Here is a 12,835-nt window from a genome sequence, read left to right as displayed (position 1 = left end):
ATTAACCTAAATAAAACTATTCAATTGTAATAAATTGATACTCATTCTATTGGTATAACCTTACGCAGCAGTTCTCCCAAAGTTCCTTTTTCTTCCGGAGACAAGGGCTTCAGCAAATTAGTGAGCGCCCGCCGCTGTTTCTTGGTCCATTCCTCCATAATGTGCTTACCGGCAGACGTCAGCTCAACTTCCACTACCCGCTCATCCCCTTTAAGGCGCCGCCTTTCTACCATACCTGCTTTCTCCAGGCGCTTTGTGGCAATGGTCACCGAACTGGGAGTAATATCTAGCCCTGTAGCCAGTTCTCCCACCGTCAAAGGCCCGCGGTGATTTAGGCGCTTGAGCAGCCAGTATTGCTCCAGGGTGATCTCCCCTTGCCTGACAGGGTTGGACAACCTGCGCCAAATCCGCCACAATTTCCATAATGACTCAACCAAGTCATCTGTTTCCTCAGCACTGACTGCACTGACCGAATTAGCTATACTTGACTTAAAACCTTCATCACTCACAGATTTCACTTCCATCTAACCTCTTCCTTTACCTTTCTATTTATCTATTATACAAACCGAAACAATCATTAAATATTAGGTGCCATCGCTCATTTAAGCTCAAGTTATCATCAAAACTTGCGCTCACGGATAAATTCGGCCAGTTCATTAAGGACTTTACGCGTGGGAACATCCGGAAGTTCAGCGAGATGTCTCTTCGCTTTGTTTACATAGAGATCAACCCAGCGCATGGACTCATCGATAGCACCTGAGGCTTTAATGGTTCCGATCACTTCCTGAACCTCAGCTTCACTTTTATCATTTTGGGCCAACAACTGTTCCAAACGGTTGCGTTCAGGCGACAGCCTCAGTGCTTCGATCATGGGCAAGGTCATAATCCCCTGCCGGATATCCCCGCCAATCGGTTTGCCAAAATCCTTCGGCTTGGCGGTAATGTCAAGAACATCATCAACTATTTGAAACGCCATTCCGAGAGCATGGCCGTATGCTCCCAGAGCCCACACCGAGCGGGCCGGAGCCTCTGTCACCAAAGCCCCTAAGCGGCAGCTGGCCGCAATCAGCAAGGCGGTCTTGCGTTTAATGCGATAGTAATACTGTTTTAAGTTTTGCCTCACATCAAAAGACGCTTTGATTTGCTGAATCTCTCCTTGGCACATCTCAATACTGACTTCCGCCAAAATCCTCGATACTTCCGCATGATCAATCTTAGCGATTAATTCCAGGGATTTGGCAAAGAGGAAGTCTCCAGTCTGGACTGATACAATATTGCCCCATTTAGCTTTTACCGTAGGCCTCCCCCGTCGGGTCGTCGAGGCATCTACGACATCATCGTGGACCAAAGTTGCCATATGTATAAGCTCAAGGGCCATGGCTACGGGCAATAGTTTATCAAGCGAGTAACCATAAAACTTACCCGCCAGCAACGTGAAAGCAGGACGCAACCGTTTGCCCCCGGCCGCCAGCAAATGAACGGAGGATTCATGAAGCACCGGGTAATCCGTTTCCACAAACTTCATGAGTTCTTTCTCCACGCGTTGGAGATCATTGGTAATCTGATTAAACAGCCATAATTGTTTCAAATTCGTTTCACCTGCTTGAGCCCTTTTGTTCCTTTGGTTTCGCTTCTTCAATTTCTTCTTCATAGGATACCATATCCGAGGGCAATTGTGCCAGTGGGTCATCCGTATCTGAAGCGGGATCAGCCTTCACGGGCAAATCATCATCGTAACTTAAGAGTTCTTCATCATCCGGTAACGTCTTCTCTAAAGCCTCTTGCCCTCCGGCTTGATTACTCTCTAAATCAGTCTTTATCCCTGTAGCTGCAGAACGCCCGGGCTTGGTAATATCATCCAAAGCTTTATTCATCATAGCCGCAGGCTCTTTCACTACATCCTCGAATTCACTGGTCAAGTCATTAACGGCCTTGCGAATCTCATAGATGATTCTCCCGAGCATTCTCGCGATATCGGGCAGGTCTTCCGGCCCAAACAAGATGAGTGCAATGGCCATAATAATAATGATTTCACTTAAACTCATCCTGCTCCTCCTAACTTCCGGCTAAAGCTTTTTCCCGCCTGCGGGCTACCAGATAACCAAGCCAGATACTGATTTCATATAACATGTACATGGGCAAAACCATTAAGACTTGAGTAAATAAATCAGGGGTGGGGGAAACAACCGCCACTAGGATAATAATCGCAAATAAGGCCCAGCGGCGTTTTTTGGCCAAGGTCTTCGGGGATAAAAGCCCCATACGGATTAGAATGAGCAATACAACAGGCAGCTGAAAAACCAACCCGAACGTTAGGATCAAGGTTAATAAAAACCCCAGATAAGAGCTCTTCGTGACAAAGTTCGTCGCCGGTACCGAACCCCCTCCGGCGTAAAGCAAAAACTTAATCGCCATTGGCAATACCAAATAAAAACAGAAAGCCGCTCCCCCTATAAATAAAAGCAAAGAGCTGGGCACAACCAGATAAAGATATTTTTTTTCATTCTGCTTGAGTGCCGGTAACAAAAAACTCCATAATTGCCATATAATCAGGGGCAGGGCAACTGCCGCACCAATCACCAGAGATACTTTCAGTTTAACCATGATAGGTTCCATCGGGGTCGTCGTAATAAATAAACTTTGATTCAGTTGCATGACCGGTTTGGCTAAATAGGCAAACACCGGATCCGCCAGTACCCAGCCTAAGATTGTCCCTGCAGCGATGGCATATGCTGAAATAATTAGAACCTTGCGCAATGCCTTGATATGTTCTAAGAACGGCATACTTACATCTTCGCGCTGGCGCCGCCGCATTCGCTACACTTCCTTCCCGTATTCCTTTAGCCTTTCATAATGGGTGTTGCGCTGAACCGCCCGGTACCCGGCATCCTGAATTGAACGCACAATCTCGCGCAAAGGCACCCGCGTTTGTACTCCCGCCGCCCGCACGACATTCTCCTCCAGCATCGTACTTCCAAAATCATTGGCTCCGAATCTGAGAGCGAGTTGAGCCATCTTAGCGCCCTGGGTGACCCAGGAAGCCTGAATGTTCGGCACATTATCCAGCATTAGCCTGCTCACGGCCAATGTTCTTAGATATTCAACCCCGGTGCTTCCTTCTCCGCCCAGCTCCGTGTTCTTCGGTGCGAAGCTCCAGGGGATAAAGGCGGTAAACCCGCCGCTTTGTTCCTGAGCCTCCCGTACTCTGACCATATGTAATATCCGCTCTTCTGCCGTTTCAACATGACCGAACATCATCGTTGCCGTGGTCTTCATCCCTAACTGATGGGCGGTGGTCATAACCTCCATCCATTGCTCCCAGGAGATTTTGTTCGGAGAAATCAGCTTTCGTACGCGGTTATCAAGAATTTCCGCCCCTCCTCCGGGAATTGAGTCCAGGCCGGCTTCTTTCAAGCGCAGGATGACCTCCCGAATACTCAAGCCTGACTTACCGGCTAAATCCCAAATCTCCGGCGGGCTAAAGGAATGAATATGGATGGAGTAATGGCTTTTAATATCCCGAAGCATTTCCTCAAAATACTCCAGCCCCAAGTCAGGATGGAGTCCTCCCTGGATTAAAAGCTGGGTTCCCCCGAGTTCCAGGGTTTCCTTAATTTTAGCATGCAGTTCCTCCCTGGACAAAATATACCCTTCCACATCCCCTTTTTCCTTATAAAAAGCGCAAAACTTGCACTTGCAAGCACAAATATTGGTATAATTAATGTTTCGGTCTATCACAAAGCTTACGACCTGATCCGGGTGCATCAACCGGCACACCTTATCTGCCGCCTGGCCCAGCACCAGTAACTCAGCCTTTTCCAGAAGGAATACCCCTTCTTCGACACTGAGCCGCTCCCCAGCCAAACGCCTGTTGATAATCTGCATGACTCTATCCATGGTCTTCTCCTTAAATTAAATATCATCACGTTCGACCGGTTCGCGCCCGGCTTTACGGATCATTCTGATTAAACCTTCTTTGGTAATGGAAACGGTACCATCTAATTCATCGACACCGAAAGCTAAAGATACCTGAGCCAGCTTTGGCCCCAGCACCATCCCAAAAGCTTTGATATGCTTGAAATTATCCAATAAGATACGGGCCCCGGCCAGTAAGCGCAAATCTTCAAACCCGGTCGTAAGCTCCACTCCCATCCCCCCTTCAGACGTGACGTTTTTAGGATTATCGGGAAGGGGTGCAAATGTCTCAAACCTACCGGTCTCATCCTGTAAGGCACGCAGCTGCAAAAGGTGCTGCACTCTCTCTTCCGGGGTCTTAAGGTCTGTATATAGGATAGTAGCCGTAGTTTTGATGAGAATTGGATCTTCAGTCGTAAGCCCTGCCCTAAAATAAGTTTTATCTCCGTGGAGGCGCTCCCTGACAATATTTGCCATATATCCTAAGGCCAAAATATCGTTGCTGCTCATTAGCCGCATGCCTTCTTCCAAAGCCAGGCGCTCGCCATTTTCCACTTTTATGATTAAATCTGCAAGTTCACTCTCGTCAAAGACCGGCAGCATGGAAACACTCCTTCGGTATCAGTAGTCAGTACTCAGGATTCAGGATTCAGGAATCAGGATTCAGGAATCAACGAAATATTATCAGATCCAGCAGTGAAAACACAAAGAGCAAGACGCTCAGATATCCATTCAAATTAAAAAAGGCAACTCCCACCTTCGACAAGTCACTGGCCGACACCAGGCGATGCTGGCGGTAAAGAAGAATAATTGCAATGCCGACTCCTAAGAAATACAGAAAGCCAAGTTGAAGCAGGACACCCACCGCGATAAAGGATAAAGGTGCGAGTACATGCACGAAAGCGGAAATCTCAAGCCCCCTGGTTAAACCGAAAACAGCAGGGATGGAATACAACCCTTCCCTCCGGTCAAACTCAACATCCTGACAGGCATATACAACATCAAACCCGGCGACCCAGACGGTTACCCCTAAACCTAAAAGCACCGGTGGCAGGGCCCAAGCTCCAGTGATTCCAATCCAGGCACCCACCGGCGCTAAACCCAGAGCAATCCCCAGAACAAAATGGCAAGCCCAGGTGACCCGCTTCATATAAGAATAGATCACCAGGACAAATACAGCAATAGGCATCAGTTTTAAGGCCAGCATATTCAGCTGATAAGCTGCGAAAGCAAGCAGGGCGAAGGATAGAAGCACATACACATATACTTCGCCGGTACCTAATAGTCCAGCCGGAATTGCCCTTTGCGCGGTACGCGGGTTACGGGCATCAATATGGCGGTCAATGAGGCGGTTAAGGGACATAGCAGCGGTACGCGCCCCGATCATCGCCAAGGTAATCCAAACAAGCTGCAAGACCGTGGGAAAACCGCCATGCAAGTAGCGGGCAGCTAAAAAAGCTCCCAAATAGGCAAAAGGGAGCGCAAAAACAGTATGCTCAAATTTTATCATCTCTAAAAAAATTTTGATCTTACTCATTCAACTTCACCCAACTTTAAGCTGAGTTTCATATAGATAAAAAGTTCGTTCAGCGGCCTAAAATCTAGCGTATCCGGAAGTGCCTCCAAGTATGCCTGTGCTTTATCCATTAGCTTGGCCACCACTTTTTCTCCCAGTCTGGCAGTATGCGCAGCCCAAGCCAGGCCCAACTGGCTGCCAAAAGATTCGAATCTCTGTACTACATTTAACGGCATTCCTGCCAATTCAGCTCCCACACGGGCAGCTAAACCTGTCAAAGATGCTCGCTCGCGCTCCAGGATCTGGAGAATTTCTTCAATAGAAAGCTCATGTTCACGACCCAGCCAACGGTAAATTGTACCAATGCTCATATCCCCAATCACCCCTGCGATAGGGGCCAGGAAAGGTAAAAGTTTATCGCGGCTCAGACCCAGAAAAAACTTGCCATAGAGAAAATCCCCCACTAAAACGGTAAACTGTCTTAGCTCCTCGGAAATTCCCTCATCCTCACGCATCAGGGAATGAACTTTATCGGCCATAAATACAAACTGGATAATCGCAGCCATTGAGACAGCTTGGCGGCCATGATAACCACAGGCATTGCTCACCGCCAGGACAATAGCAGGACAGGCATGGTGCTCCAGTTCGTCAAACTCCAGGGGAATAAGCTCTGAAAACGTGGCACTCTTAAACGAAATTTCATCTGCAAGCCGGTCCTGGATTTCTTTCAGTTCCTCCCGGATCGATGGTAAGGAAACCAATTCAACCTCTCCTCAGTAAACAATTAAGAGATTAACCAAATGCTTAGTAACCTATCGAAACAGTATTTATTTATGAGACTAACCTATAGTATATTCGAGATTGCGTCTTAAAATCCTCCCGTTATTTATTTTATTCCGGCAGAAGTAAGTGCCCGTTCAGTAGACACAAAATGCTTGTTAAGTCCCAAGGCCGAAGGATCAATACCTAGTGTTAGCCCAATTAACTGGGTAAAATAAAAAACTGGAATCAGCGGCGTGTTCTGGTCACGCCGAAGTTGAAACTGGCGTAAATCCAGGTTGGCATGGCACAGCGGACAGGCAGTAACTATCGCTTCGGCTCCACACTCCCGGGCCATGTCGACAATCCTGCCTACCATGGTTTTGGCTATTTTATCATTCCCTCCGGAGATTCTTCCCCCACAGCACTCATTCCGATATGGCCAGTTCAAGCCTTCTCCTCCAAGGGCGAGTAGAAGCTGATCCAAGCTCTCTGTTTTTTGGCGGCAGCCATAATAAGCCGCTACTTTTAGCCCGCTTAAGCTTTTGCGCGCGTAAAGCCGGATTTTTTCCAATACGGTTTCTGCCGTAAATATTTGCAGCGCACTTAATGGCTCCGGAACATCACGAACTTCTGTATCTAAAGCCTCGGCCAAACTCGCTGCCAACGCCTCATTGTGAGCCAACTCCTGCTTGCTTTCTAAAAGATTTTCATAACAAATCGGGCAGGGAACAACGACTTCTTTGGAAATTGTGTGAGCCTGGACTAAATTTCTTGCGGGCAAAGTATAAGCCAACCCTATATCCAAACTGGATGCCGAATTCCCTCCACAACAATTCCAATCAGGCACTTCTCTTAAAGGAATATCCAATTTATCTGCTACCAGACGCAGGGACTCGTCATATTCCCGGGATGCCGTATGGTTTAAACAGCCGGGGTAATAAGCCAATTCAGACATCCAGAGTCCTCCTTTTCCCTTGGGCAAAAAGCCGTTTCATGGCAACCTTGTCATGAACCCGGCCGCGAAACACTTTAATTTTCCCGCGCTTTAGCAATGGCCAGCGAATTTCTTTATCCGAGCCATTCCTTATTCCCAGAGCTAATGCAGCTGATGTACGTCCATAGCGCTCAACTGAAGCCAGGAAGGCATCATGATAGGCTTGCACTTTCCCTGCACCTGACATCCGCGCTTCCCGTTTTAATTCCTTCATAATATTAGGAAGATTTATTTGGTGCGGACACAGACTTAAACAAATTTTGCAATCCGTACAAAGCCAGAGAGCTTGAGACTCAAGAACAGTTTCCTTGAGCTCAAGCTGGAGCAAACGCACGATTTGATGAGGCAGGTAATCCATAGCGAAGCCGGTCGGACAACCGCCGGAACATTTCGCACACTGTTCACATTGCCGAACTTCCACGCAATGCACCCCCGAATCCAACCTCTACTATTTAATTCTGGTTTAAGTACATAATTCCTTCTAAAAACTAATAGACCCTGCAACAATTCTCTTGTTACAAGGTCTATTAGACTGTCATCTTAGTCCGGAATAAAATAAATATCCCTCCTAAAGATTTACCGCTTCCTTTTGGGTTTCAAAGATACCACGCTTCATCTCCGTAGCTGTCATATGACCCGCCTGAAACTTGTCTGTGAGATAGTTGCAGGCATCCCAGGGATTGACGCGATCCCCGCAAGTGAAGACGTCAACGGCTGCATAACCGAGTTCGGGCCAAGTATGGATGGCAAGATGGGACTCAGAAATCACCACGACACCACTCACACCTTGAGGACTAAACTTATGAAATACAACCTCCCGCACTTCAGCTCCTGCTTCCAGGGCTGCGTTGACCATAATGGTTTCGACTTTTTCACGATCATTCAAAGTGTCGAAACTACACCCATACATTTCAGCCAACACATGACGTCCCAGAGAATTGCTCATCTTATAATCGTTGCCCCCTTTTGTTTGCCAAAATAGGAAGGAATCCGAGCCGGACACTCGCGTGCCGGTGACCCAAATTCCCATCGAGATAAATTGTAGCATAAAGTTTCCTATTGTCAACAAAAAAATATATTAAGAGGCTTTATTCATGAGTATTTACAGGTTTTCTCAAAAAAGGTTGGTCTCAAGTAGTTTTTCTCTGTCTTTCTTTGGTACTTAATGTATGAATTTACTTAAACATTGGTGCAATAGAACAGTTTGTCCCTCTGCCTCGATTGAACTTTGTTATTGTCTGGTCGGGATCTAATTCCCGTAGGTTTCCACGCTGGTACACTGTAGCTCTGCCGGTGTGCCCAACCTCCTGATACTGCCCCAGAGATTTGTAAGATTCTATGAGAGGGGTGGAAAATGGCAAATGGGTTTCCGCACAAAAAATGATATTCATTTCTGAAATTCGATTTCAACATTGAAATTGGGTATATGTTATATAGAAATCAGTAAAACCCGTAAAACCGTCATTCCAACGGCTTTACGGGCTCAAAGAGGGTTTTGGTAGGTAAGAACCATTACCTAAGCCCCGAGTGTCTCCATTTTTCCCAAAATTTGCTGAACCTTTCTGACTTGAACTTAAGCACAATTATTTGCTCCTTAAGATGATAAATGTATTTCTTTAACAGCTGCACTTGACCAATCTCTTAAGCTTGAACATTTTTCTTCTCAAACTAATAAAGAATTCATATAAAAACCCACCGGCGGCTGCCGGTAAAATTAAGCACCAGGCTCAGCCCGGTGGCCACAAACTTACTAACGGGAAGCGGCCATCCCCAACGGTTATGAAACCACAGCAAAAGTCCGTATGTTACGGCTAAAGTAAGAAGGTTCATAGCCAAAAATCTGCTTAACTGCCCATGGGAGCGCCCGCCTTGCTTAAAGGTCCAGGTCCTGTTCATGAGAAAGCTGTTTAATACCCCGCAAGTGTAAGAAACTGTTTGAGCCGCCAACAGCTGAACACCCCCGGAGGAGAGAATAGTAAATACCGTGAAATCCACACCCGTATTTACTGCTCCGACCGCACAAAATCTTAGAAACTGCTGCGGACGCTGTGCTAGCTTAAACAACATACTTCTCCCCGACCTTCTTGAGTCTGCGTTCCTTTTGCTTGATCCCATAGCATTCACTCACAATATATAAAGGGCGATCCCTTGTCTCATCATAAATACGTCCGATATACTCTCCGATAATCCCCAGCATCGACAGGAGCACGCCGGTCAAGAGGAATTGCACAGCCATCACGAGATTCCAGCCTGAAATAGCAGAGCCGCTCCCTGCCTTCAACAGCAACAGGATCAGCAAATAAACCAAACCCGAAACAATTAGCAGGCCTCCGGCATAGCTCGCAAGTTTGATAGGCTTGAAAGAAAAGGAGGTCAGGCCGTCCAGAGAGAGCTTGAGCATCTTTTTGAGGGAATACTTCGTTTTCCCGGCCAGGCGTTCATCCCGTTCGTACTCAACCGCTGTTTGCCGGAAGCCTACCCAGCTGACCAGGCCCCGCACGTAACGGTTCTTTTCCGGCAGCCGTTTCATTTCATTGCATACTTTGCGGTCCAGCAAACGGAAATCGCCGGTATCCACCGGGATCTCAATGTCGGTGGAGGCCCGGAGAAGGCGGTAAAACAAATGGGCAGTTTGTTTTTTGAAGAAAGTCTCTCCCTTGCGGCTCAGGCGTTTGGCATAAACAACGTCATACCCTTCCTTCCATTTCGCAATCATATCCAAGATGAGCTCCGGAGGGTCCTGCAAATCCGCGTCGATCACCACCACTGCCGCCCCGGATCCATGCTCCATTCCGGCCGTAATCGCGATCTGGTGACCGAAATTGCGGGAGAAGGAAATCAGCTTAACCGTACTGTCCTTATCTCTTAAGCTTTTGATGATATCAAAGCTGCGATCACAGCTGCCGTCATTTACAAAAATCAGCTCGTACGGCCCATCGGCCTGATCCATCACCTGCTTCAAACGCGCATAGGTTTGCTCAATGACAGCTTCTTCATTGTAAACAGGAATAACAATGGAATACTCAATCTCTGTGTTCATACGCACCCTCCCGGTCATGGATTCACTTCATACAACGTCATGGAACCATTCCTAGCCGGTCCTTCAAGCACAGACCCCGTACCCGCTTGCCATGTCTCAGCCGGAACTTCCTTCCCGTTCTGGCGAATCCAATTCAGGACTTCTGAACTTCCGCCCCTGCCGAAACCACCCCCGGAAATCAGAAAATACTTAACCTCTTTGTTTTTCACCATCTCTTGCAACTTGTCCACAGTCAGAATCGGATCAGAGCCAGAAAATCCACCCATCGCCATTACTGCTTTCCCGGTCTGGATGATGTAAGGGGAAGCTGTGTGGGAGTCGGTCGTGGCAAACAGGTATTTCTCACCGGTATTGTTGGCGCTTAAAAACTCCAGCAGTCGGGTATTTACGCTGTCCTGGCCTTGGCCGGGCATTCGACCCGTCATTTGGCCCGGCATTTGACCCTGAATTTGTCCCTGTATCTGCCCTGACCCCAGGCCCGGCATGCCTGCCCGGTTCCAGGCTGATCTCATTGACGGTCCAGCCTCCGGCAACATGCTGTCCCCCCCGTAGAGAAGCGGAGTAGCAGACCAATAGAGCGGAGCCGCCAGCAGTACGAGAATTCCTCCCACAGCAGCTGCCCGAGAAATCTTGGGCAAGCACAAGACCAGAGCCAGGCCGACTCCCAAAGCCCCGACAGCGACCGGCCAGCCCAGGCCGATTTGCGTTTGGTAAGGCAGCAGAATGTAGATTTGAAAGAGCGTGGTGCCCAAAATTCCAGCCGGAAGCAGCCACCTTCTCCAGCCTTCGCGGTTGCGGTAAAAACTATAAAGTTAGACCCACCCCGCACCCGTAAGCGCTGCGATCGCGGGGGCCAACATGATCAGGTAATACTGGTGGAAAAACCCCGCCACACTAAAGAATCCCATCATCGGCAACAGCCAAGCAAGCCAAAACAAACTTTCCGTCTGCTTCTCTGTCAATTGCTGTTTTCTACGCCAACCCATCAACAATCCAACCGCAGATAATAAAGAGAAAGGAAGCAGCCAACTGATTTGTCCAGACAACTGTGACTGAAACAAGCGCAGCGGGCCGGGCGTGCCGGTGTTAAACGCACCGCCGCCGCCACCGTCTTGGGGAGCGCCTCCATCCAGCGTGCCACGGGCGTTAGGGCCGTCAGAAGGAGGGGTTTGGCCGGCGCCATCTTGCCCCGGTGGTTGCTGCCACTGCTGCCCGTCGTTGGGCATGTTGCCAACGTCTATGTTTGCTCCTCCGGGTCCCCCCATTCCCGTCAGGCGGGAAAGGCCGTTATACCCAAAAGCCAGTTCCAGCACGGAATTTGTTTGACTGCTCCCGATGTACGGCCGGTTTTCCTTAGGAACGCTGTCCACGATCAGCGGCCAGGAAAACGACACAGCCAGTAAAACAACTGTTGAGGCGGCAAGTGCCTTGAGCTTTTGCCTCCAGGATACCTTCATCGCCAGCCAAAAAAACATATAAAATGCCGGAAGCACCATGTACGCCTGGAGCATTTTGATATTAAAGCCTACTCCGATCACAGCAAAGGCTGCGGCCGACCAACCCCACTTGTGGGTTTTGACAGCCTTAAACAACAGCCAGGCAGCTAGCAAGAGTGTAAACACCAATAAGCTGTCGACATTATTGGTACGGCTTACGGCCGCCGCTACCGGCGTGCAGGCAGCCACCAAAGCTGAAAGCCTCGCAGCCGTACGGCCAAAGGAAGGCTTGACCAGAATATAAATCAGCACAACCGAGCCGCCCCCCGCCAAAGCCTGCGGCAAAATGACGCTCCATCCATGCAGCCCAAAAATTGAAGCGCTGATGGTTTGAATCCAGAAGGCAACCGGAGGCTTATCCACAGTTACGAAACCTCCCGGGTCAAAAGAAGCGAAGAAGAAGTTGTGAAAGCTTTGGAGCATGCTTGCCACCGCAGCGGTGTAATAAGAGTTGGCATATTCATCCCGCCAAATCCCATAAAGATTCAAAAATGCGGCAAGCAGGGAGATTCCAATCAGCACGGGATCAATCAGCCTGTTCTTAGAAGTTTTCATTTTTGTTGATTCACTCCTTACACGATCATGGACTAACTAGCCTGGCACAGCACTGTTCTCCCTTACTTTAACCGGCGTTCCTGAATTGGTACTTAAGGCTGACTGAAGGTTTCGTGAGAGTTTCCTGAAATTTTGCTGAAAGCACGGACACAGACCTCACCTCATCGATAAATAAAACTCGGCTTGTGCCCGTTACTGCCGGTGGCAGTAACGCACCTGTTAGCCTTCGGCGAAGGCAGAAGCCGAAGTTGCACTTATGCCCGCCGGAAACTTATGCTTTCTGATTGGCATGAAAAAACGGCCCCACGTGCGGCCCAGCCGCGCGCAAGAACCGTTTTCTCACTAATTTCTTCAGGTTATTCCAGAACAAGCACCTTGCATGAGGAGCAAGCCGCAAACCAACTCGGCGATTGCCTGCCAACACCCTTAACTGCGGCTCCATGTCCCTGATCAGCCCGTCAAGTTCTCCGTCAGAGAGCTAAATATTGGGCGAACGGTCAAGCTTCGCCAGGTGGCGACACTGACTTGAACCACCCCGAGCAGAAGGCCGCGATCCT

15 protein-coding genes are annotated in these 12,835 nt (G+C 48.6%); all 15 read right to left on the bottom strand.

Features of this window, described 5'->3' with window-relative positions; genetic code table 11:
• Positions 1-41: 41 nt before the first annotated feature.
• Entirely contained in the window at positions 42-524 is a 483-nt protein-coding gene (locus J0X21_RS07775) for a MarR family winged helix-turn-helix transcriptional regulator (protein WP_206811626.1), read from the bottom strand.
• Positions 525-619: 95 nt separating this feature from the next.
• Positions 620-1,588 carry a polyprenyl synthetase family protein gene (locus tag J0X21_RS07770; protein WP_206811625.1) on the bottom strand — a complete coding sequence of 323 codons (969 nt, stop codon included), beginning with the start codon at positions 1,586-1,588 and terminating at the stop codon, positions 620-622.
• Positions 1,589-1,595: 7 nt separating this feature from the next.
• Positions 1,596-2,045: a twin-arginine translocase TatA/TatE family subunit gene (locus J0X21_RS07765; protein ID WP_206811624.1), complete on the bottom strand. Its 450-nt coding sequence runs from the start codon at positions 2,043-2,045 to the stop codon at positions 1,596-1,598.
• Between the two features lie 10 nt (positions 2,046-2,055).
• Complete coding sequence (gene tatC / locus J0X21_RS07760; protein ID WP_206811623.1) at positions 2,056-2,814, bottom strand: twin-arginine translocase subunit TatC; 759 nt, start codon at positions 2,812-2,814, stop codon at positions 2,056-2,058.
• 3 nt (positions 2,815-2,817) lie between these two features.
• On the bottom strand, positions 2,818-3,897 hold the full coding sequence (gene mqnC, locus J0X21_RS07755) for a cyclic dehypoxanthinyl futalosine synthase (protein ID WP_206811622.1): 1,080 nt from the start codon (positions 3,895-3,897) through the stop codon (positions 2,818-2,820).
• Between the two features lie 15 nt (positions 3,898-3,912).
• Positions 3,913-4,518 carry an FO synthase gene (locus J0X21_RS07750; RefSeq protein ID WP_206811621.1) on the bottom strand — a complete coding sequence of 202 codons (606 nt, stop codon included), beginning with the start codon at positions 4,516-4,518 and terminating at the stop codon, positions 3,913-3,915.
• Between the two features lie 67 nt (positions 4,519-4,585).
• Positions 4,586-5,452, bottom strand: a complete 867-nt coding sequence (locus J0X21_RS07745; protein WP_206811620.1) for a UbiA-like polyprenyltransferase — start codon at positions 5,450-5,452, stop codon at positions 4,586-4,588.
• The gene (locus tag J0X21_RS07740) at positions 5,449-6,192 is read right to left on the bottom strand and encodes a polyprenyl synthetase family protein (RefSeq protein ID WP_206811619.1); all 744 of its coding nucleotides are present in this window, start codon (positions 6,190-6,192) and stop codon (positions 5,449-5,451) included. The genes J0X21_RS07745 and J0X21_RS07740 overlap by 4 nt, the downstream gene beginning before the upstream one ends.
• A gap of 125 nt (positions 6,193-6,317) precedes the next feature.
• A complete protein-coding gene (locus J0X21_RS07735) occupies positions 6,318-7,148 on the bottom strand; it encodes a CoB--CoM heterodisulfide reductase iron-sulfur subunit B family protein (protein WP_206811618.1) in 831 nt (276 codons plus the stop codon).
• A complete protein-coding gene (locus tag J0X21_RS07730) occupies positions 7,141-7,608 on the bottom strand; it encodes a 4Fe-4S dicluster domain-containing protein (RefSeq protein ID WP_206811617.1) in 468 nt (155 codons plus the stop codon). The genes J0X21_RS07735 and J0X21_RS07730 overlap by 8 nt, the downstream gene beginning before the upstream one ends.
• 147 nt (positions 7,609-7,755) lie before the next feature.
• Positions 7,756-8,133 carry an adenosylmethionine decarboxylase gene (speD, locus tag J0X21_RS07725; RefSeq protein ID WP_206811616.1) on the bottom strand — a complete coding sequence of 126 codons (378 nt, stop codon included), beginning with the start codon at positions 8,131-8,133 and terminating at the stop codon, positions 7,756-7,758.
• A 734-nt stretch (positions 8,134-8,867) separates the two neighbouring features.
• Positions 8,868-9,251, bottom strand: coding sequence for a GtrA family protein (locus tag J0X21_RS07720; protein ID WP_206811615.1), 384 nt, complete (start codon positions 9,249-9,251; stop codon positions 8,868-8,870).
• Entirely contained in the window at positions 9,244-10,227 is a 984-nt protein-coding gene (locus J0X21_RS07715; protein ID WP_206811614.1) for a glycosyltransferase family 2 protein, read from the bottom strand. The genes J0X21_RS07720 and J0X21_RS07715 overlap by 8 nt, the downstream gene beginning before the upstream one ends.
• A gap of 14 nt (positions 10,228-10,241) precedes the next feature.
• Complete coding sequence (locus J0X21_RS15670; protein WP_236006140.1) at positions 10,242-10,979, bottom strand: mannosyltransferase YkcB-related protein; 738 nt, start codon at positions 10,977-10,979, stop codon at positions 10,242-10,244.
• Positions 10,980-11,039: 60 nt separating this feature from the next.
• Positions 11,040-12,278, bottom strand: a complete 1,239-nt coding sequence (locus J0X21_RS15665) for a glycosyltransferase family 39 protein (protein WP_236006139.1) — start codon at positions 12,276-12,278, stop codon at positions 11,040-11,042.
• Positions 12,279-12,835: the final 557 nt, after the last annotated feature.

Source organism: Paradesulfitobacterium ferrireducens (assembly GCF_017310645.1).
In the GTDB taxonomy this organism is placed as follows: Bacteria; Bacillota; Desulfitobacteriia; order Desulfitobacteriales; family Desulfitobacteriaceae; genus Paradesulfitobacterium; species Paradesulfitobacterium ferrireducens.
Note: the sequence above shows the minus strand (reverse complement) of the source record. Positions and strands in the feature narration are given on the sequence as shown.

What these genes read in the sequence shown, in the direction of transcription:
- J0X21_RS15665 (WP_236006139.1), bottom strand. Translation starts at nt 12,278, where the DNA reads ATGAAAACTTCTAAGAACAGGCTGATTGATCCCGTGCTGATTGGAATC.
- J0X21_RS07765 (WP_206811624.1), bottom strand. Translation starts at nt 2,045, where the DNA reads ATGAGTTTAAGTGAAATCATTATTATTATGGCCATTGCACTCATCTTG.
- J0X21_RS07750 (WP_206811621.1), bottom strand. Translation starts at nt 4,518, where the DNA reads ATGCTGCCGGTCTTTGACGAGAGTGAACTTGCAGATTTAATCATAAAA.
- J0X21_RS07715 (WP_206811614.1), bottom strand. Translation starts at nt 10,227, where the DNA reads ATGAACACAGAGATTGAGTATTCCATTGTTATTCCTGTTTACAATGAA.
- speD (WP_206811616.1), bottom strand. Translation starts at nt 8,133, where the DNA reads ATGAGCAATTCTCTGGGACGTCATGTGTTGGCTGAAATGTATGGGTGT.
- mqnC (WP_206811622.1), bottom strand. Translation starts at nt 3,897, where the DNA reads ATGGATAGAGTCATGCAGATTATCAACAGGCGTTTGGCTGGGGAGCGG.
- tatC (WP_206811623.1), bottom strand. Translation starts at nt 2,814, where the DNA reads ATGCGGCGGCGCCAGCGCGAAGATGTAAGTATGCCGTTCTTAGAACAT.
- J0X21_RS07745 (WP_206811620.1), bottom strand. Translation starts at nt 5,452, where the DNA reads ATGAGTAAGATCAAAATTTTTTTAGAGATGATAAAATTTGAGCATACT.
- J0X21_RS07775 (WP_206811626.1), bottom strand. Translation starts at nt 524, where the DNA reads ATGGAAGTGAAATCTGTGAGTGATGAAGGTTTTAAGTCAAGTATAGCT.
- J0X21_RS07735 (WP_206811618.1), bottom strand. Translation starts at nt 7,148, where the DNA reads ATGTCTGAATTGGCTTATTACCCCGGCTGTTTAAACCATACGGCATCC.